The organism is Novosphingobium sp. (assembly GCF_031424035.1).
GTDB lineage: Bacteria > Pseudomonadota > Alphaproteobacteria > Sphingomonadales > Sphingomonadaceae > Novosphingobium.
In genome coordinates this window covers 39,923-59,641 of sequence record NZ_JANPGP010000014.1, presented here as the reverse complement: position 1 = coordinate 59,641, position 19,719 = coordinate 39,923, and the positions used below count along the sequence as shown (strand labels likewise).

At 62.1% G+C, this 19,719-nt stretch carries 20 protein-coding genes and 1 tRNA gene; 17 read left to right on the top strand and 4 right to left on the bottom strand.

Annotated elements, in window-relative coordinates:
* Positions 1 to 172: 172 nt before the first annotated feature.
* Positions 173 to 487: a cell division protein ZapA gene (locus RMO89_RS01870; protein ID WP_310530876.1), complete on the bottom strand. Its 315-nt coding sequence runs from the start codon at positions 485 to 487 to the stop codon at positions 173 to 175.
* Positions 488 to 821: 334 nt separating this feature from the next.
* Here RMO89_RS01870 and tkt point away from each other — a divergent pair, with 334 nt between their 5' ends.
* The 5 genes from tkt to RMO89_RS01845 are packed head-to-tail and all read left to right on the top strand — an operon-like array spanning position 822 to position 6,436.
* Positions 822 to 2,789 carry a transketolase gene (gene tkt, locus RMO89_RS01865; protein ID WP_310530873.1) on the top strand — a complete coding sequence of 656 codons (1,968 nt, stop codon included), beginning with the start codon at positions 822 to 824 and terminating at the stop codon, positions 2,787 to 2,789.
* Between the two features lie 19 nt (positions 2,790 to 2,808).
* Entirely contained in the window at positions 2,809 to 3,816 is a 1,008-nt protein-coding gene (gene gap / locus RMO89_RS01860) for a type I glyceraldehyde-3-phosphate dehydrogenase (RefSeq protein ID WP_310530872.1), read from the top strand.
* 2 nt (positions 3,817 to 3,818) lie between these two features.
* The gene (locus RMO89_RS01855) at positions 3,819 to 4,289 is read left to right on the top strand and encodes an MOSC domain-containing protein (protein WP_310530878.1); all 471 of its coding nucleotides are present in this window, start codon (positions 3,819 to 3,821) and stop codon (positions 4,287 to 4,289) included.
* On the top strand, positions 4,286 to 5,488 hold the full coding sequence (locus RMO89_RS01850) for a phosphoglycerate kinase (RefSeq protein ID WP_310530870.1): 1,203 nt from the start codon (positions 4,286 to 4,288) through the stop codon (positions 5,486 to 5,488). The genes RMO89_RS01855 and RMO89_RS01850 overlap by 4 nt, the downstream gene beginning before the upstream one ends.
* 51 nt (positions 5,489 to 5,539) lie before the next feature.
* Positions 5,540 to 6,436, top strand: coding sequence for a fructose bisphosphate aldolase (locus RMO89_RS01845; protein WP_310530869.1), 897 nt, complete (start codon positions 5,540 to 5,542; stop codon positions 6,434 to 6,436).
* Between the two features lie 69 nt (positions 6,437 to 6,505).
* Here RMO89_RS01845 and RMO89_RS01840 read toward each other — a convergent pair whose 3' ends face one another.
* Positions 6,506 to 6,883 (bottom strand): hypothetical protein, encoded by a 378-nt coding sequence (locus RMO89_RS01840; protein ID WP_310530868.1) that lies wholly within the window; start codon positions 6,881 to 6,883, stop codon positions 6,506 to 6,508.
* 77 nt (positions 6,884 to 6,960) lie between these two features.
* Between RMO89_RS01840 and thiE the strand changes: the two genes are divergently transcribed.
* From thiE to RMO89_RS01820, 4 genes are all read left to right on the top strand, one after another.
* Entirely contained in the window at positions 6,961 to 7,596 is a 636-nt protein-coding gene (thiE, locus tag RMO89_RS01835; RefSeq protein WP_310530867.1) for a thiamine phosphate synthase, read from the top strand.
* 71 nt (positions 7,597 to 7,667) lie between these two features.
* Positions 7,668 to 8,804, top strand: coding sequence for a L,D-transpeptidase family protein (locus RMO89_RS01830; RefSeq protein ID WP_310530866.1), 1,137 nt, complete (start codon positions 7,668 to 7,670; stop codon positions 8,802 to 8,804).
* 79 nt (positions 8,805 to 8,883) lie between these two features.
* Positions 8,884 to 9,447, top strand: a complete 564-nt coding sequence (locus RMO89_RS01825; RefSeq protein WP_310530864.1) for a M23 family metallopeptidase — start codon at positions 8,884 to 8,886, stop codon at positions 9,445 to 9,447.
* A gap of 162 nt (positions 9,448 to 9,609) precedes the next feature.
* The gene (locus RMO89_RS01820; RefSeq protein WP_310530862.1) at positions 9,610 to 11,547 is read left to right on the top strand and encodes an OPT family oligopeptide transporter; all 1,938 of its coding nucleotides are present in this window, start codon (positions 9,610 to 9,612) and stop codon (positions 11,545 to 11,547) included.
* Between the two features lie 3 nt (positions 11,548 to 11,550).
* Here the strand turns inward: RMO89_RS01820 and RMO89_RS01815 are convergent, their stop codons facing one another.
* Positions 11,551 to 11,928, bottom strand: a complete 378-nt coding sequence (locus tag RMO89_RS01815; RefSeq protein ID WP_310530861.1) for a hypothetical protein — start codon at positions 11,926 to 11,928, stop codon at positions 11,551 to 11,553.
* Positions 11,929 to 12,121: 193 nt separating this feature from the next.
* On the opposite strand from RMO89_RS01815, the gene efp reads away from it, so the two are divergent.
* From efp to RMO89_RS01780, 7 genes are all read left to right on the top strand, one after another.
* Positions 12,122 to 12,688, top strand: coding sequence for an elongation factor P (efp, locus tag RMO89_RS01810; RefSeq protein WP_310530860.1), 567 nt, complete (start codon positions 12,122 to 12,124; stop codon positions 12,686 to 12,688).
* A 7-nt stretch (positions 12,689 to 12,695) separates the two neighbouring features.
* Complete coding sequence (locus RMO89_RS01805) at positions 12,696 to 13,520, top strand: inositol monophosphatase family protein (protein WP_310530859.1); 825 nt, start codon at positions 12,696 to 12,698, stop codon at positions 13,518 to 13,520.
* Between the two features lie 53 nt (positions 13,521 to 13,573).
* Positions 13,574 to 13,657, top strand: a tRNA-Leu gene (locus RMO89_RS01800).
* Positions 13,658 to 13,701: 44 nt separating this feature from the next.
* A complete protein-coding gene (locus RMO89_RS01795) occupies positions 13,702 to 15,015 on the top strand; it encodes an amidohydrolase (RefSeq protein WP_310530858.1) in 1,314 nt (437 codons plus the stop codon).
* Positions 15,016 to 15,173: 158 nt separating this feature from the next.
* On the top strand, positions 15,174 to 15,596 hold the full coding sequence (locus RMO89_RS01790; RefSeq protein ID WP_310530857.1) for a rubrerythrin family protein: 423 nt from the start codon (positions 15,174 to 15,176) through the stop codon (positions 15,594 to 15,596).
* A gap of 79 nt (positions 15,597 to 15,675) precedes the next feature.
* The gene (locus RMO89_RS01785; protein WP_310530856.1) at positions 15,676 to 17,001 is read left to right on the top strand and encodes a heterodisulfide reductase-related iron-sulfur binding cluster; all 1,326 of its coding nucleotides are present in this window, start codon (positions 15,676 to 15,678) and stop codon (positions 16,999 to 17,001) included.
* A 4-nt stretch (positions 17,002 to 17,005) separates the two neighbouring features.
* Positions 17,006 to 17,602, top strand: a complete 597-nt coding sequence (locus RMO89_RS01780; RefSeq protein WP_310530855.1) for a DUF3501 family protein — start codon at positions 17,006 to 17,008, stop codon at positions 17,600 to 17,602.
* Between the two features lie 4 nt (positions 17,603 to 17,606).
* Here RMO89_RS01780 and RMO89_RS01775 read toward each other — a convergent pair whose 3' ends face one another.
* Complete coding sequence (locus RMO89_RS01775; RefSeq protein ID WP_310530854.1) at positions 17,607 to 18,116, bottom strand: hypothetical protein; 510 nt, start codon at positions 18,114 to 18,116, stop codon at positions 17,607 to 17,609.
* Positions 18,117 to 18,330: 214 nt separating this feature from the next.
* Here RMO89_RS01775 and RMO89_RS01770 point away from each other — a divergent pair, with 214 nt between their 5' ends.
* Entirely contained in the window at positions 18,331 to 19,716 is a 1,386-nt protein-coding gene (locus RMO89_RS01770) for a TIGR03013 family XrtA/PEP-CTERM system glycosyltransferase (protein ID WP_310530853.1), read from the top strand.
* Positions 19,717 to 19,719 lie beyond the last annotated feature (3 nt).

The window sequence follows — 19,719 nt, the reverse complement described above, 5'->3', positions numbered from 1 at the left end:
CATGGGTCGTTGCCGGGGAAATCCACTGACGCGTTCACGTCAGGTGGGGACCATGTGTGCCGGACCAGGGTCCAACCAGGGACAGCCCCCATAGGATTGCTTATAGCCTCAGGGATGTTCTGTCGGTTCGTACCGGGCAGTACCCGTCAGCCCCTATCTAGGCGCTTGGCGACTAACCCTCAAGGGCAGAGGCGCACTTTTCGAGCGCGGCGGCCACGGCCTCAAGCCTTTCGGCAAGCGCGGGGTCAGGCGCAGGTGCGGCAGAGGGGGTAGACGAGGAACTGCGGCTTTGCGCGTCATGGACTTCATCGGCCAGCATCAGCGAGGCGAACAGCAACATCCGTCCTTCGCTTTGCCCTGCGGCGCCGGGTACGGAAGCGACCTTGGAATCTATCATCCGGCCAAGCCCGGTCACATGCGCTTCCTCGCCCGCAGCGCAAGCAACCTTGAACACGCGGCCACCGATCGAGAGGTCGACATCGCTCATGCACTGGCGCTCCCGATCAGGGTGTCGAGGTCCTTCAGCGATTGTGCCACGACGGACCGTAAGGCCTCGTGCCTTTCGGCAAGCCCTTCGTCCGATGGGCCACGCCTTGCCGATGCCGCCTCAATTCGGGCAGCAGCAGCCTCTATCCGGCTCAAGGCCTGATTTATCCGTTCCCCCGTCATGAGGAATGGCTAACCCAAAAACGCCGTTACGGAAAGCCGGGTAACGATTAGGCGTTTAATGGATCGCTTAACTTGACGACTCGCCGCCTTCCCGCAAAGAGGCCGCATCCCGAATCGCCCCTAGCCAAGCGCTGCTCCGGAGGCTGCTGTACATGACGCTCGATCCATCCCGCCTGGGCCCCATGGCCAATGCCATCCGTGCCTTATCGATGGACGCCGTTCAGGCGGCCAACAGTGGCCACCCCGGTATGCCGATGGGCATGGCCGACGTCGCAACCGTGCTTTTCAGCCAGTTTTTGAAGTTTGACCCCGCCGCGCCGCACTGGCCGGACCGCGATCGCTTCGTGCTTTCGGCCGGTCACGGATCGATGCTGATCTACTCGCTTCTGCATCTGACGGGCTATGCGCGGCCGACGATGGATGACATTCGCAACTTCCGCCAGCTCCATAGTGTCTGTGCCGGCCACCCCGAGAATTTCGAACTTGCCGGAATCGAATGCACCACCGGCCCGTTGGGTCAGGGGCTCGCAATGGCCGTCGGCATGGCAATGGCAGAGCGTCATCTCAATGCCGGATTCGGTGATTCGCTGGTTGATCACAACATCTGGGTGGTCGCTGGCGATGGCTGCCTGATGGAAGGCATCAACCACGAGGCCATCGGCCTGGCCGGGCACCTGAAGCTTGGCCGTCTGAACGTCCTGTGGGACGATAATCGCATCACCATCGATGGCGACACTGACCTTTCGACCAGCGAAGACATTCCCGCCCGCTACCGCGCGACCGGCTGGCACGTCGCTGAGTGTGACGGCCATGACTTTGCCGACATCGCCCGCGCCCTGTCCGAAGCTGCTGCAGATCCGCGTCCTTCGCTCGTTGCTTGCCGCACGATCATCGGCAAGGGCGCACCGAACAAGCAGGGCGGACACAATGTCCATGGCGCTCCGCTTGGCGCTGACGAAATTGCCGCCGCGCGTGAATATCTCGGTTGGACCTCGGCGCCGTTCGAAGTGCCGGCGGACATTCTCTCCGATTGGCGTTCGCTAGGCGCAAAGGGCGCATCTGCTCGCGCCGAATGGGAAGCGCGCTTTGCCGGTAACGCCAATGCTCGCGAATTCAGCCGCCGCATGGCGGGTGTCCTGCCGCAACAGCTGCCAGCCTTCGACGCCTATCTCTCTGCGATTGCCGAAAGCCAGCCCAAGGTTGCCACCCGCAAGGCCAGCGAATCCGCGCTCGAAGCCCTGACGGTCGACATTCAGGAAATGGTCGGCGGTTCGGCTGACCTTACCGGGTCGAACAACACCAAGACCAAGGCGACCACGCCGTTCGGTGCGGATACCTACGGCGGGCGCTATGTTTATTACGGCATCCGCGAATTCGGCATGGCCGCCGCGATGAACGGCATGGCGCTGCACGGCGGCGTGATCCCTTATGGTGGCACGTTCCTTGTGTTCTCGGACTATTGCCGCAACGCGATCCGCATGTCGGCGATCCAGAAGCAGCGCGTGATCTACGTCCTGACGCACGATTCCATCGGCCTTGGCGAAGACGGCCCGACTCACCAGCCGGTCGAACACGTAATGAGCCTGCGCGCCATTCCCGACCTGCTCGTGTTCCGCCCGGCCGATGCGCTGGAAACGGCGGAATGCTGGGCGCTCTCGCTCAAGGAAGCCAAGCGCCCGTCGGTGTTGGCGCTGACCCGCCAGAACCTGCCGGCCCTGCGCTCGGACCTCGAAAACAAGTCCGCCCGTGGTGCCTATCGTCTCAAGGCCGCTGACGCGCCCCGCAAGGTCGTGCTGCTGGCGACGGGTTCGGAAGTGGCGCTGGCGATCGACACGGCCATGGTGCTCGAAGCCCAGGGTATCGGCGCAGACGTTGTCTCGATGCCGTGCTGGGAACTGTTCGACGAACAGGACGCCGCATACCGCGCCGATCTGCTGCCGGCGGACGCGCTCAAGGTCTCGGTCGAGGCTGGGATCACGCTCGGCTGGCAGAAGTATGTCGGCGACGGCCTGACCATCGGGCTTGACCGTTTCGGCGCTTCGGCACCCGCGGAACAACTGTTTGAATACTTCGGCTTCACAGCCGATGCGATTGTAAAGAAAATCACGGCAAAACTATAATTTAGCAGGAGCACTTCACATGGCGATAAAGGTTGCGATCAACGGTTTCGGACGGATTGGGCGCAATGTCGCCCGTGCCATCCTCTCGCGCACCGATCATGATCTGGAACTGGTTTCGATCAACGATCTGGCATCGGCGCAGGCCAATGCGATGCTGTTCCAGCGAGACAGCGTTCACGGCGCTTTCAAGGGCACCGTGGAAGTTGACGGCAATGACCTGATCATCAATGGCAAGCGCATCCAGGTGACGGCCGAGCGCGATCCGGCAAACCTGCCGCACGCCGCCAACGGCGTTGACATCGCACTTGAATGCACCGGTTTCTTCACGGACCGCGCTTCGTGCGAAAAGCACATCGCCGCCGGCGCGAAGAAGGTGTTGATCTCGGCACCGGGCAAGGGCGTTGACCTGACCGTTGTTTACGGCGTGAACCACGAAAAGCTCGAAGCCGGTCACACCATCGTGTCCAACGCTTCGTGCACCACTAACTGCCTCGCGCCGTTTGCCAAGGTCCTCAACGACGCGATCGGCATCGAACGCGGCCTGATGACCACGATCCACGCCTATACCAACGATCAGAAGATCCTCGACCAGATCCACGAAGATCCGCGCCGCGCCCGCGCTGCCGGCATGTCGATGATCCCGACCACCACCGGCGCTGCCCGCGCTGTGGGTGAAGTGCTGCCCGAACTGAAGGGCAAGCTTGACGGTTCGGCAATCCGCGTGCCGACCCCGAACGTCTCGGTCGTCGACCTGACCTTCACGCCGAAGCGCGACACGACCAAGGAAGAGGTCAACGCCCTGCTCAAGGCCGCGTCGGAAGGCGCGCTCAAGGGTGTGCTCGGCTTCACCAACGAACCGCTGGTATCGATCGACTTCAACGGCGACGCACACAGTTCGACCATCGACAGCCTCGAAACCTCGGTCCTCGATGGCAAGCTGGTCCGCGTGCTGAGCTGGTACGACAACGAATGGGGCTTCTCCAACCGCATGGTCGATACGGCCGGCGCAATGGGCAAGCTCATCTGATGATGGCAGGGCGTCTCATGGGTATCGCGCGGCACGATCGGCCGCGCGGGCCCATGGAGACGCTCGACCATGTGGCCGTGACCTTTTCCGAAGGGCTGCATGGGGATTTTCGCGGCGCAGTGCGCCCCGGCAAGCGCCCGCGGCGTCAGGTTTCGCTGATCGAGGCGGAAAGCTGGGCAGCGGCGCTTGCCGAGCTGGACAGGCCGGACGATCCGGCAATGCCGTGGTGGGTCCGCCGGGCGAACCTGTTGACGCAGGACATCCGCCTGCCGCGCGAAGCTGGCGCCATCATCGCGATTGGCGCAGACCTGCGAATTGAAGTGACGACCGAATGCGATCCGTGCAGCCGCATGGAAGAAATCGCCTCCGGCCTCAAAGCCGTGCTGACGCCAGACTGGCGCGGCGGCGTACTGGGCCGGGTAATCGCCGAAGGTGACATCGCCGTGGGCGACGAAATAAGGATATTGGCATGACGAAGTTTCGCACGCTTGACGATCTGGGTGATATTGTCGGCAAGGTCGCTCTGGTCCGCGTCGATCTCAACCTGCCGATGCATGATGGCGCAGTAACCGACGATACCCGTGTTCGCGCCGCCGCACCGACCATCAATGAGCTCACCGCCAAGGGTGCCAAGGTCCTGCTGCTGGCGCACTTCGGCCGCCCGAAGGGTGAGCGGGTGTCGACCCAGTCGCTGTCGATGGTGATCGATGCGGTGCAGGACGTGATCGGCAAGGAAGTGATGTTCTGCCCCGAGATCGCCGGCCCCATCGTGGCGCAGACCGTGGGCATCCTCGGCAATGGCGACGTTGCCCTGCTGGAGAACACGCGCTTCTGGAAGGGTGAGGAAGCAAATGACCCCGAACTCGCCAAGGCCATCGCGGCCAACGGCGATTTCTATGTAAACGATGCCTTTTCCGCCGCGCACCGCGCCCATGCGACAACCGAGGGCCTCGCCAAGGTGCTGCCGGCCTATGCAGGACGCTCGATGCAGGCGGAATTGGAAGCACTGGAAAAGGCGCTGGGCAATCCTGAGCGCCTTGTTGCGGCCGTAGTGGGCGGTGCCAAGGTTTCGTCAAAGCTCGATGTGCTGATGCACCTCGTCACGCAGGTCGATCACCTGATCATCGGCGGCGGTATGGCAAACACGTTCCTCGCCGCAAGCGACGTCGATGTGGGCAAGTCGCTCTGCGAGCATGATCTCAAAGACACGGCGCTGGAAATCCTCAGCGCGGCGGACAAGGTCGGCTGCACTGTGCACCTGCCTTACGACGTGGTTGTATCGAAGGAATTCGCCGCCAACCCGCCATCGCTGCGCACCTGCGCGGTCCACGAAGTTGCCGCCGACGAGATGATTCTCGACATCGGCCCGCAGGCGACCGAAGCGCTGGCTGACGTGCTCAAGACCTGCAAGACGCTGGTCTGGAACGGCCCGCTGGGTGCGTTCGAGACGCCGCCGTTCGACACGGCAACGGTGGCTCTGGCCAAGGTGGCGGCGGCACTCACGGCGGAAGGCTCGCTGGTCTCGGTGGCAGGCGGCGGCGATACTGTCGCGGCGCTAAACGTGGCCGGTGTGGCCGACGACTTCTCCTATATCTCAACCGCAGGCGGGGCCTTCCTCGAATGGATGGAAGGCAAGGAACTGCCCGGGGTTGCCGCACTTCAGGTAGTCTGAATACAGGCACCGAAAGAATACGAACGACGCAGGAAATCAGGGAAACAGACGATGAATACTGATGCAATGACCGCACAAATGGCCTCCGGTGACGGCTTCATCGCCGCTCTTGACCAGTCTGGCGGCTCGACCCCCAAGGCGCTCAAAGGCTATGGCGTGGACGAAGGCGCGTGGAACACCGAAGAGGAAATGTTCGGCCTGATCCACGATATGCGCAGCCGCATAATCCGCTCGTCAGTGTTCACCGGCGAGAAGGTGATCGGCGCGATCCTGTTCGAACGCACGATGGACGGCACGGTTGACGGCGCGCAAACCCCGGCAGCGCTGATCGCCAAGGGCGTGGTTCCCTTTATCAAGATCGACAAGGGCCTTGAGGACGAAGTCAACGGCTGCCAGCTGATGAAGCCGATGCCGGATCTTGACGCGCTGCTCGAAAAGTCGAAGGCGCTGGGCGTATATGGCACCAAGGAACGCTCGGTAATCAACTCGGCCAACCGCGAAGGAATCGCGGCCGTGGTCAAGCAGCAGTTCGAAGTGGGCCAGCAGGTCCTCTCGCACGGCATGATGCCGATCATCGAGCCCGAGGTGAACATCAAGAGCGAAACACGCGCCGAATGCGATGCGATCCTGCTCGACGAGATGCTCAAGAACCTTGATGCCCTGCCAGAAGGCCAGCAGGTCATGCTCAAGCTGTCGCTGCCGGTCGTGCCGGGCACCTTTGACGCGCTGGTCGATCACCCCAAGGTGCTGCGCGTCGTCGCGCTCTCGGGCGGCTACGAACGCCCCGAAGCCTGCGTTGAACTGGCCAAGAACCGCGGCATCATAGCCAGCTTCAGCCGTGCCCTGCTTCAGGACCTGCGCGCGCACATGAGCGATGAAGACTTTGACGCATCGCTCGGCGGTGCTATTGACGAAATCTACACGGGTTCAACGCAGAAGGCCGTCTGAGCTTTTTTAGCGTTTCAGAGTTGGAGAGGAGGCCGCCGGGCAGGGAAACCTGACCCGGCGGTTATCTTTTCAGCGCCAGTTGAAAGTGAACCGGAAAGTGTAGTCGGCGCGGCGCGGCTTGGCATTCGTCATGAAGCTGTCCGGGCGGATTTCCGCGATCGCAAGCTCGCCGCTTCCAAGCGCCAGCGGCTTGTTGGACTCAAGCCGCACCGTGCGCCGTGCGCCTTCTGCCCATACTGTCGCATCGATCACCACGCGCCCGGCCCAGACGCAGCGGGCATTCATCGGGCATCGACTGTCCTCGACGAGTCGGTCTGGACGGACCACGATGTCGCCGGTCCGGGCGCGCTCGCCGAACTTCGCCCAGTCGTCCAGGCGGTCATCGGGCAGGCTCGCGCAGGCAGACAGGCCGAGGCAGAGGGCGGGCAAAAGGACACGTGCAATCATGGCGCTTTCCTACGAAGGATCAGATTAATCGCACCGGAACGCTTGGCGCGGGCAATTGTGCGCGATAGAGCGCCGCCATGGCCGAAGAATTCCAGCGCGAACCCACCCAGCTTTACCTCATCTCACCGCTCGAGGTGGGGGGAGACTTTCCTGAGCGTCTGAAGCGGGCGCTCGCCGCAGCGCCGGTCGCTGCGTTCCAGTTCCGCGTGAAGGACATGGACGAACATGCCGCCGCAGACCTTGCCGAACCGCTCCAGAAGATTTGCGCCGAGGCCGGCACTGCTTTCATCGTCAACGATTCGATCAGCCTCGCCAAACGGCTTGACGCGGATGGCGTGCACCTTGGCCAGAAGGACTGCGACGTGCGCGATGCGCGCGAACGCCTGGGCCGCGATGCCCAGATCGGCGTGACGTGCCACGCCAGCAGGGACCTCGCCATGGAAGCGGGCGAGGCCGGGGCCGACTATGTCGCGTTCGGCGCGTTTTTCCCGACCACGACCAAAGAAGTCGAACACTTCGCTGATCCCGAGACGCTGACCTGGTGGCAATCGATCTTCGAGCTTCCTTGCGTGGCGATTGGCGGGATCATGCCGGCAACCTGCGCTGGACTGGCCGAGGCCGGCGCCGATTTTATCGCGGTTTCGGGCGCGGTGTGGAACGGCGATGAAGTGGCGGCGGTCAAGGCCTTCGCCGAGGCGCTCGGTCTCAAGTAGGGGAGCCTTTCCGGCTTCCGTTCGTTGTGCTTCCCGGCGGCGCTGAGCTGTCGCAAATTTGGGAAGCCTGAATGAAACGCCCCCTGTTGGTCGCACTGCTGCTTACATCGTCATTGTCGCTTGCTGCCTGCAAGATGGATACGCCGTCCGCCGCCCCGTCGCAGGCCGCTGCGGCGACTGGCGATCTCAATTCGCGCGATGGTCTGCCCGATGCCGGGCCGCAGGATACGGAAGCACGCCCGGTGATGCAGGCGCAGGTCGTGCTGGACCGACTGGGTTTCACTCCCGGTGTGGTCGACGGCAAGATGGGGCTTTCCACCCGCAACGCGATTTCCGGTTATCAGGAAGCAAACGGCATGCCAGTCACCGGCGAACTGGATGAAGTGACGACCAAGGCTCTCTCGCAGTATCAATCGATCTCGGCGACTCGCGTCGTGACGATCCCTGCAGAATTTGCCGCAGGCCCGTTCGTCGCCGTGCCCGACGATGCCGCCGATCAGGCGAAATTGCCTGCGCTGGGTTACGAATCGCTGGACGAAAAGCTGGCCGAACGGTTCCACACCACGGTCGAGACTTTGGCCTTGCTCAATCCGCAGATTGTCCCGCCAGAAGCTTCGGGTGCACCTAAGGCTTCTGCCAGCCCTGCGGATGAAAAGGTTCCGACCAACTACTTCGCCGCCGGGCAGCAAATCCGCGTGCCGAACGTAGGCAATGACCGGGTCGATACGGCACAGGTCAAGGATGCCGCATGGGGGCAGACGCTGGTCATGCTCGGCGTTGCGAGCACGCAGCCGCGCGCCGAACGGATTGTCGTCAGCAAATCCAAGGGCACGATGAAGGTCTATGACAGCTCCGAAAAGCTGGTCGCCGTCTACACCGCGACGATGGGATCAAAGCACGATCCGCTGCCGATCGGCGAATGGAAGATCAACGGCACGTCCTACAACCCCAAGTTCAATTACAATCCCGACCTGTTCTGGGATGCGAAAGAGGGTGACAAGAAGGCCATGCTGCCGCCGGGGCCGAACGGTCCGGTCGGGGTCGCGTGGATCGATCTTAGCAAGCCGCACTACGGCATCCACGGCACGCCAAATCCGCAGACCATTGGCCGCGCGGAAAGCCACGGCTGTGTGCGGCTGACAAACTGGGACGTGGCGAGACTGGCGCAGATGGTTCACGCCGGCACGCAGGTCCTGTTCGAGGCCTGACGTGCGGCTGCGCGATCTCATGTTTCGGGGGCTGGGCGGAATTGCCGTGGCGGGTGCGCTCGTCTTCGCGGTTGGAAGAGTGCCAACCGCGCCGCCGGCTTCGCAGCAGGTCGATGTGCAAAGCGCGCAGCTGTCTCGCTCTGAACCGGGCCGGACTGCACCTGCTGGGCCAGCCGCGCCGCCGCCGGTCTATGCCCTGCCGCCAATTCCTTCTCTGGTGATCCCGGTTGAAGGCGTAGCGCCCCGCCAGCTGGTCGACACGTTCACTCAAGCCCGCGCTGGCGGGATGCGGCGCCATGATGCCATAGACATCATGGCACCCACTGGCACTCCGGTGCGGGCGGCGTCGGCGGGGCGGCTAGAGAAGCTGTTTCTTTCCCGCGATGGCGGCAATACGATCTATCTGCGCTCACCCGATCGCCGGGTGATCTACTATTACGCGCACCTCGATCAATACGCGCCCGATCTGGTTGAAGGGCAGCCTGTGAGTGCAGGGCAGGTGATCGGGACGGTCGGCTTTTCCGGCAATGCCAACCCGGCCGGACCGCACCTTCATTTCGCCATGCTGGTGACACGGCCCGAAGCGCGCTGGCACGAGCAGGCCATGCCGGTGAACCCCTACCCATTGCTCACGCGCCGCTGATCCCCCCACGCCGTCCACAAGCGGAAATGGTGTTGTGTTTCCTAACGCTGGCGACTGTGTCATGTCCCTGCAAGCAAAGCCGCCGCCGGCCAAGGTGACAACTTTCTTCAGGACTGTGTCCAATGTGTCCAGCGGAGGCGGAAACGCGAAGGGAATGGAGTGATGAGCGTAGGAACCGCACAGCGTGAACTGACAATCCGAAGTGTCGTACTAGGCGCCTTGCTGACTTTCGTTTTTACCGCGGCCAACGTCTATTTCGGCTTAAAGGTCGGACTGACCTTTTCCACCGCCATTCCCGCCGCCGTGGTCTCGATGGCCCTGCTGCGCACTTTGGGCGGATCGACCATTGTCGAGAACAACATTGTTCAGACCATCGGCAGCGCCGCCGGGGCCGTGGCAACCATGGTTTTCGTGTTGCCGGGCTTCGTCATGGTCGGCTGGTGGAGCGAGATTCCCTACTGGGAGACCATGCTGGTTTGCGCGACCGGTGGAATTCTTGGCGTCATGCTCTCGGTTCCCATGCGCCGCGCGCTGGTGGTCGATTCCGACCTGCCGTACCCCGAAGGTGTGGCAGGGGCTGAAATCCTGCGGGTCGGCATGGCTGACGCCGAAGGGGCGAGCGAGAACAAGGCGGGGCTTGCCACGATCATCGTCGGCGCGCTCGCTGGCGCAGGGATGGGCCTGCTCACCACGCTGCGCATCGCGGCAGGCGAAGTGACCAAGGTCTTCAAGCTCGGCGCTGGCTACGGCACGATGGGCAGTTCGCTGTCGCTGGGGCTGGTTGCCATTGGCCACCTGATCGGGCTGGCGACCGGCTTTGCCATGTTCACCGGGCTGGTCACGGGCAAGCTGGTCCTGCTCCCATGGTTGAGTGCTGGCCTGCCCGGTGTGCCAGAGGAAGTCGTCGGCACGGTGCTCAGCCAGCAGGTACGGATGGTGGGTGCAGGGGCCATGGCCGTGGCGGCGGTCTGGTCTCTGATGCGGATATCGGGCGCGATGATGCGCGGCCTCGCTGGCATCGCCGCCACCTCGCGGGCGCGCCGTGGCGGAGAGGTCATCGCGCTGACCGAACGCGATTTGCCGGGCGGTTGGGTGCTGGGAATCAGCGCGGCCATGTTCGGCCCGATCCTCTATCTCGTCTGGGAATTCGTGCAAGGCGGACCACTTGCCGGGTCGATAGGCGCGGTATTCCTGCTGTCGGTGCTGTTTATCGTCTTGATCGGTATATTTACCGCCGTCGTCACGGGCTACATGGCCGGGCTTGTCGGGACTTCGAACAGCCCGGTTTCGGGCGTCGGCATCCTCTCGGTGCTGATAGTCTCGGTCCTGATCACGGCGATGTTTGGTGCCGGGCAAGTGGACAAGGCGCCGCTGATCGCCTTTGCCCTGTTCCTGGTTGCTTTCGTTTTCGGCATCGCCATCGTTGCCAATGACAACCTGCAGGATCTCAAGACCGGGCAACTGGTCGGCTCGACCCCGTGGAAGCAGCAGGTCGCGCTGATCATTGGTGTAGTCGCCGGCTCGCTGGTCCTGCCGCCTGTGCTGCAATTGCTCTTCACCAGCTTTGGCTTTGCCGGTGCACCGGGGGCCGGCCCGAATGCCCTGGCCGCTCCGCAGGCTTCGCTGTTCGCCGCCATCGCGCAGGGCGTGCTGGGCGGGACGCTGCGCTGGGATCTGGTGGGGCTGGGTGCCGGGATCGGGGTCGTGGTCGTGGTGATCGACGAAGCCCTGCGCGCCACCGGACGGGGCAAGCTGCCTCCGCTTGCTGTCGGCATGGGCATCTACCTGCCGGTTACGCTGGTCCTGCCGACGGTGATCGGCACGGTGATCGGGCATTTCTGGAACAAGTGGGCGGCGCGAACTGCGCGTCCCGAATTCACCGTGCGGCTTGGCGTGTTGCTGGCGACCGGCCTTGTCGTTGGTGACAGTCTGTTCGGGCTGGCCTTTGCCGGCGCAGTCGCGGCTGTGGGCGATCCGGCGAAGCTATCGATCGTGAGTGATGGCTTTGCCCCGACAGCCGAATGGATCGGCATCGCAGCGGTCGCCGCGCTGCTTTACGGGACTTATAGCTGGACGAAGCGCAAGGCGATCACCGCTTAAAGCTCAGCGGAAATTGTTGGAAACGCCCAGCACGCAGCGCAGGTCAGTTTCGCTGCTATCGGCGGCCAGCCGGCGCAGGAAACCGCCAGACTTGCGGCGATATGTCGCGCCCTGAAATGGACCGGACGTCATGACCAACCGGTCACCGGTCAACAGGTAAACCCCGCGCCCGCGCGCCGTGGTATAGGCCGATCCGTTCTCGACGGTAAAATCCTCGTCCAGTACGCGAACCCCGAGTGCGCCGGTCGCATCCCCGGGACGCTCGCAGGCATAGCTACCCTTGGGCATGGTTCCGAGCTCGCCGCCCGGAGCAGCCAACGCTGGGGCAACAAGTGCTGACCCGACAAGGACGGCGGTGATTATGGCGATGAGGTGCTTCATGGACTTATCCTGTTTGCCATGGCGGATTAGCACCAGATGAATGGCCACACCAGATCGCCCGGATGCCATTCCCCGTCGTACTCTAACTATTCAGGGTGTTGCCCCGTCGCCCCGCACAGGCTAAGGGCGCGGCCTTCCCCGAGCTTCGGGGTTCTTTCTCATCCCAAAGTCATCTGGCTCGAAGGCATCCGTCATGGCGAAGATCAGCGGCGTGGACATCCGTCCCGGCAATATTCTGGAATACGAAAAGGGCATCTGGAAAGTTGCCAAGACCCAGCACACCCAGCCGGGCAAGGGCGGCGCCTTCATGCAGGTTGAGATGAAGAACCTGATCGATGGCCGCAAGACCAACGTCCGCTTCCGCAGCCAGGACACGATCGAGCGCGTGCGCCTCGACACCAAGGATTTTCAGTACCTCTATGCCGAGGGCGACGACCTGGTGTTCATGGACGTGGAAACCTATGACCAGATCAACCTCCCGTCTGACCTGCTGGGCGATGCTGCGGCGTTTCTGCAGGACGGCATGACCGTGTTGCTCGAAATGTATGACGAGCGCCCGATCTCGGTTCAGCTGCCCGATCAGGTCGAAGCCACCATCGTCGAAGCTGACGCAGTGGTGAAGGGGCAGACTGCCTCGTCAAGCTACAAGCCGGCAATCCTCGACAACGGCGTGCGCGTGATGGTTCCGCCGCACATTGAAAGTGGCACGCGCATCGTGGTGAACGTTTACGACCGCGAATACGTCGGCAAGGCGAACTGATCAGATCATGGCTGCTGTTCCCGGTCTCATCCGCGTCATGGAAAAAGCTGCCCGCAAGGCGGGTAACCGCCTGCGGCGCGATTTCGGCGAGGTCGAGCACCTCCAGGTTAGCCGCAAGGGCCCGGCCGACTTTGTTTCCAAGGCCGATCAGCATGCCGAACGCACGCTGTGGGACGAGCTGCGCATTGCGCGGCCGGACTGGGGCTATGTGTTCGAAGAGGCCGGCGTCGTCGAAGGCGATCCGAACAAGCCGCGCTTCATCATCGATCCGCTCGATGGTACGAGCAATTTCCTCCACGGCATCCCGCATTTCGCAATCTCGATTGCGGTGCAGGAACCCCGGCTTGATGGCAGTGGCTGGGGCGATGTGACCTCGGCGCTGGTCTACCAGCCGGTCACCGACCAGAGCTTCTGGGCCGAAAAGACCCGCGGTGCCTGGCTTCAGGACGCGCGCCTGCGCGTGTCCTCGCGCCGCCATCTCGATGAGAGCCTGATCGCCACCGGCATTCCCTTCGCCGGCGCTGGCGATCCGGGGGAGTGGATGCGAATCTATGCCACCCTCGCGCCGCAGATTGCAGGTATCCGCCGCTTCGGCGCAGCCTCGCTCGATCTCGCATGGGTCGCGGCGGGACGCTACGACGGCTTCTGGGAAACCGGCCTCAAGCCTTGGGATACTGCTGCGGGCTGCCTGCTGGTGCGTGAAGCCGGCGGATTCGTCAGTGACTATCGCGGCCGGTCGGAGCAGATCTGCGACAGCCAAGTCATCGCCGGCAACGACGTGATCCATTCAAAGTTGCACAAGGCAATCACTCAGGCTCTCAAGGCCGGTTGAACCTCTTCAAATCTGCGGCTAACGCGGCCGCAGCGGCTACGGCTGCGGAAAGTGCCCCTGTGGCGGAATGGTAGACGCGAACGACTCAAAATCGTTTGTAGCAATACGTGCCCGTTCGAGTCGGGCCAGGGGCACCAATCCGTACTTGCCAGTCCTGACTGGACGGCTAGTCTCGCCGTCCATGAAGCACATTGCCTTTTTGCTCGCCGGCGCCGCAGCGCTTTCCTCAGTTCCCGCTCAGGCCGATCAGGTCAGCGATGCTATCAGGGCCGAGATGCCCGGCCTGATGACGATCTACCGCGACCTTCACGCCAATCCCGAACTCAGCTTCGAGGAGAAGCGATCGGCCGGGATCATGGCGGCGGCGGCAAAGAAGGCCGGGTTCGAGGTGATCGAAGGCGTCGGCAAGACCGGCGTGGTTGCGGTGATGAAGAACGGGCCGGGGCCGGTGGTTCTTATCCGCGCCGACATGGACGGCCTGCCGGTAATCGAACAGACCGGTCTTCCTTTCGCTTCCAAGGTGCGCGGCGTCTCCACGGCTGGCGTCGAAAGCGGCGTGATGCACGCCTGCGGGCATGATACGCACATGACTGCGTGGATCGCCGTCGCGCGCTACCTCGCTGCGAACAAGACTGACTGGTCCGGCACAATCGTTATGGTCGGACAACCGGCCGAAGAACTAGGCCTAGGTGCGAAAGCGATGCTCGCTGACGGAATGTATAGCCGCTTTCCGAAACCCGACTACGCAATTGCTTTTCACGACACGCACGAATTGGCCAGCGGCGTGATCGGCGTGACGCCAGGCTATGCCTTGGCCAACGTCGATAGCGTCGACATCACGTTCAAGGGCGTTGGCGGTCACGGCTCGCGCCCTCATCAAACCAAGGACCCAATCGTTGTTGCAGCGGCCTTTGTGAGCCGCGTCCAGACCTTGGTCAGTCGTGAAAATGATCCGTCCGTGCCCGCCGTCGTGACGGTCGGCTCGTTCCATGCAGGTGCGAAGCACAACATCATTTCCGATAAGGCAGAACTGCAGCTCACCGTTCGCAGTTATGCCGATGCTGTCAGGCAGAGCTTGCTCTCCGGAATCCGCCGCGTCGCAGAGGGCGAAGCGATGGTCGCGGGAATTCCAGCCGAATTGAAGCCCACCGTCGTCGTACGCGAACCCTACACCCGCTCCACCTTCAATTCGCCCGATTTCAGTCGTGACATGCTGGCGTTCTTCAAGGGGCGGTTCGGCGAGGAACGCGCCCGGCAAGTCACGGCCAGCATGGGCGGCGAGGATTTCGGCGAATTCTACCGGGCCGATCCGGACAAGATAAAATCGATGATTTTCTGGGTCGGCGGCACTCCGGCGGAAAAGGTTGCCAAAGGCGATTGGGCCAACATTCCGGGAACACATAGTCCCTTGTTCGCACCCGAGGCCGACAAGGTGATAAGCACTGCCGCCGAGGCATTGATTGCCGCAACAATCAAACTGCTACCGGCGCGATAAGGCAAAGCGTCTGATCGGTTTTTGAGAATTATTCTCATTAAAATGATCGATTTTATCGATCAGCCATTTCAGAAAATCCGCTTTCCGTTCATGACGGATTGGGCGCAATCTGGCTGCGCAAGAATTCCAATTCACCGTCTTAAAAAGAGGAGCATGACATGGGACTGAAGGGATCACAGACGGAGGAAAACCTCAAAGCTGCGTTTGCCGGCGAAAGCCAGGCCAACCGCCGGTATCTCTACTTCGCACAGAAGGCTGACATCGAAGGCCACAACGATGTCGCTTCGGTTTTCCGTTCGACTGCCGAAGGCGAAACCGGCCACGCGCACGGGCACCTCGAATACCTTGAGGAATGCGGCGACCCGGCAACGGGCGAACCGATTGGCGATACCGTCGCCAACCTGAAGGCGTCCATCGTCGGCGAAACCCATGAGTACACGGATATGTACCCTGGCATGGCCAAGACGGCACGCGACGAAGGTTTCGACGAAATCGCCGACTGGTTCGAAACGCTCGCCAAGGCGGAAAAGAGCCATGCCGGCAAGTTCCAGAAGACGCTCGACGCGGTTCTTGAAGGCTGAAGCCAAAAACCCGGCCGGCGACTTGCGGGTTGCCGGCCGGATTCTATCTGCGACGCACAGCACTTGGGGAGGGGCCCTCATGGAAGGCAGTCTTGAAGCACCGACCCGCCACGTTATCCCATGGCAGGACGAAGCATGGTATGACGAGGCCGCGCTCGACGCCGAGCTGCGCCGCGTTTTTGACATCTGCCATGGGTGCCGGCGCTGCTTCAACCTGTGTGACAGCTTCCCTATTTTGTTCGATTCGATCGACGAAAGCCCGAACGAGGAAGTCGAAGACCTGAGCGCTGAGCAGTTGGCATCGGTCGTTGATGCCTGCACGCTTTGCGATATGTGCTTCATGACGAAGTGCCCCTACGTTCCGCCACATTCGTTTGATCTGGATTTCCCCCACCTCATGCTGCGCCACCGCGCGGCCGAGCACCGCAAGGGCAACACCTCGTTCGCCGATCGCGAACTGGCGAAGATGGAGCGCAACGGCAAGTTCGGCTCGATGGTCGCCGGTGCTGCCAACTGGGCGACAAGGGAAGGCAACGCGCTCACTCGCCCGGCGATGGAAGCCGTGATGGGGATCGACACGCGTGCCCACCTCCCGCCGTTCCTTGATACGCGCCTGACGAACCAAGCCCCCGCACTCGTGCCGCCACCAAATCCGGATGGCCCGGCCTTTGGCAGAAAGGCGGTCGTCTATGCTGGCTGCCATGATGAATTCAACGACGCGACTCCCGGCCTCGCGCTGGTCAAGGTGCTGGCGCACAACGGCGTGAAGGTTCGCATCGACCACCCAGACTGCTGCGGAATGCCGCTGTTTGAAAACGGCGACATGAAAGGCGTGGCCTCTGCTGCTGAACGGATTTCCGCGCACTTCGCGCCACTGATTGCCGACGGTTGGGATATCGTGCCACTGACCACAAGCTGCGCGCTGATGCTCAAGTTCGAATGGCCATTGATAGAGCCGGGCAATGACAACGTGCAAACCCTCTCTCGCCACACCTTCGATGTCAGCGAATATATCGTCGCTCTTGCCAAGCAGACCGGGCTCGCGCCGATTGCCGAGATGCCGGCGGCCATATCGGTCCATTTCGCCTGCCATGCCCGCGCTCAGAACATGGGACCCAAGGCGATGGAAATGCTGCGCCTGATCCCCGGCGCCGCGCCTGCATTGACCGAGCGCTGCTCGGGCCACGGCGGCAAGTGGGGCATCTTTGCCGAGAATTTCGACCGCGCGATCAAGGTCGGCAAGCCGGCCGCGCGCAACCTGATGAAGACCGAACCCGCGATTGTCGTCAGCGAATGCCCGCTCGCCGGGCCGCACTTGCGCCAGGTTATCGCCGCCAATGGACAAACCCCGCCTGAACGGATCGGCCACCCCATCGAAGTGGTCGCCAAAGCTTATGGATTGTAAACCGATGCCACGCGACACCCGTTCCATCACTGCATCCGACATCATGCCGCTGAGCGAGTATGAATCGATTCGCGCCGACAAGAAGCAGGAGGCCATCCTTCGCAAGACGCTTACCCGCATCGCGGTAGGCCCCAATGCCAGCGCCATGTTCGAGACGTGGGATTCGATGTGGCTGCAGATTCAGGAAATGCTGCGGATCGAAAAAGGCGGCGAAGCGCAGGTTCCTGACGAGCTCGCGGCTTACAATCCCATGGTCCCCAAGGGCAGTGAACTGACCGCGACGTTGCTGTTCGAAGTGCCCGATCCGGTCCGCCGCGATGCATTCTTGCGGACCATCGGCGGCATAGAGGATCACATGGCCATCCAGGTAGGTGGCGAAATCCTTCGCGCCCGTCCTGAAGGCGATGTCGAACGCACGCGCGAAAGCGACGGCAAGGCGAGCGCGGTTCACTTCCTCCACTTCGATTTCACGCCCAGCGCTATTGCCGCGTGGAAGAGCGGGGAAGGGCAGGCAATGCTGATGATCGACCATCCGGCTTATGGCCATGCCGCACTAATTGGCGCCGAAGCACGTACCTATCTGGCGAGGGAATGCTTCTAAACGGCTAGTTGCCGGGCTGGGTAGCGGGGCCGGCGCGCTCTTCGCCCGCTCGCATCATGCGTTCGATGTCCGCGGGTGTGACTTTCTTTGGCGGCAGCGGGCGGGCAGGGGCAATTTGCGTTCCTTTGGGTATGCCGATCCCAGGATTGAAATAGCCCGGCGGCATGAGTGTGGTGTCCTGGCCTTGCGGCCGATACTGTTTCGGTCCCATCGCAGGCTCGCCATTTGCTGCCGGATCTATGGATGTGTCCTCCGACGATTGAGCTGATTCTGCGCCGAAGCCATTACCCCGGTTGAATTCTTCTTTGGCACCGATCTTTTGGGGACCATTGCGTTCGGCATCAAGCGTTCGCAGTTCCTGCCGCTGGCGGTCCGCCTTGATCTCGGCCCCAATCGCCTCACGACGCTCGCCATCGGCAAACAGCGCGATGCACGCGGTGATCGCCAGAGTGACCGCAGCAAAGTGGCGGATGACCTTGGCAGGCACCGGAATCGAGGCGAGGAGCTCTTTCACGGTATCCCCGTTAGCGTGCACCAGGTTAAGCCTTGGGGGCGTAACATGGTTAAAACGAGGTTGAGGCAATTCATTCAGTATCCAGCTAGATTGTAAAGTTGCCCGACATTTCGGCGCACGTCCCAGACAGAGCGAGCGGAAATCTGCCATTTCGCATCACCCGCGCCCTTGTCAGCTTTACCGACAATTTACGCCTTGCCTCTAAACCCGCCGAATGATCCGGCTGTTCAAACACTATATTCCGCATGCAGTCTTGCTGCTGGGACTTATCGATGTCGTGCTGCTGGCCTTGGCCGGCGAGGCCGCCTGGCGGCTCCGGGCGGCCCAGATCGACATCGCCGTGGGTTCCCCCCTTGACCGGGTCAGCCTGCTAGGCGGCTTTTCCGCAGTCATGCTAACCGTCATGATCGCTGTAGGGGTCTATGGATCTGAAAGCCTGAGGTCGATGCGTTTTGCCACGGCCCGGCTGCTGGTCGCCATTTCACTTGGCGTGATTGCCCTGTCGTTCCTCGACTGGCTGACGGGCGGCGCACATTACTGGCGCTCGGTCCTCGCATACGCCATGGCCTTTGCTATCCTCTTCCTGATCGGCAACCGGCTGGTTGTCGGTGGCATCCTGGGTGCGTCAGCCTTCCGCAGGCGCGTCCTCGTACTCGGCGCCGGACAGCGCGCCGATCGCCTGCGCAAGCTGGGCGAGCGTCCGCAGAGCGGTTTCGTGATCGTAGGGTATGTCGGAATGAGTGACGGCCCGCACCAGGTCGAAGAGGCGATCAACCGCAGCGCCATTCACAACCTCAAGCGCTTCGTGGAAAACCTAGGCGTCAGTGAAGTGGTCCTCGCACTGGAAGAGCGGCGCAATTCGTTGCCGTTGCAGGACCTGCTGCGGATCAAGACTGCCGGCGTTCACGTAAACGATTTTTCCAGTTTCATCGAACGCGAAACTGGCCGTGTTGATCTTGATACCGTCAACCCGAGCTGGCTGATCTTCTCTGACGGTTTTTCGTCGGGCCGCGCATTTTCCAGTGCTGCGAAGCGTGTATTCGATATCGTCGCAAGCTTGCTGTTGCTTGCGCTCACCGCGCCGCTGATCGTGCTGTTCGCCATCATCGTGAAACTCGACAGCCGCGGTCCAGCCTTCTTCCGCCAGACCCGCGTGGGACTGTTTGGGGAGCCGTTCGACGTGCTCAAGTTGCGGTCCATGCGCACCGACGCCGAAATCAACGGAGCCCAGTTTGCGCAGGAAAACGATCCACGTGTCACCCGCATCGGCCGCTTCATCCGCAAGGTTCGCATCGATGAACTTCCGCAGACTTGGAGCGTGCTGAAGGGCGAAATGAGCTTCGTCGGCCCGCGTCCCGAACGGCCGGAATTCGTTTCCGATCTTGAGGAAAAGCTACCCTATTATGCCGAACGACACATGGTGAAGCCAGGCATCACTGGCTGGGCGCAGATAAACTATCCATATGGGGCGAACCTCGAAGATTCGCGCCACAAGCTTGAATACGACCTCTATTATGCCAAGAACTATACGCCGTTCCTTGATTTGCTGATCCTGTTGCAGACCCTCCGCGTCGTGCTCTGGCACGAAGGGGCACGCTAGGGC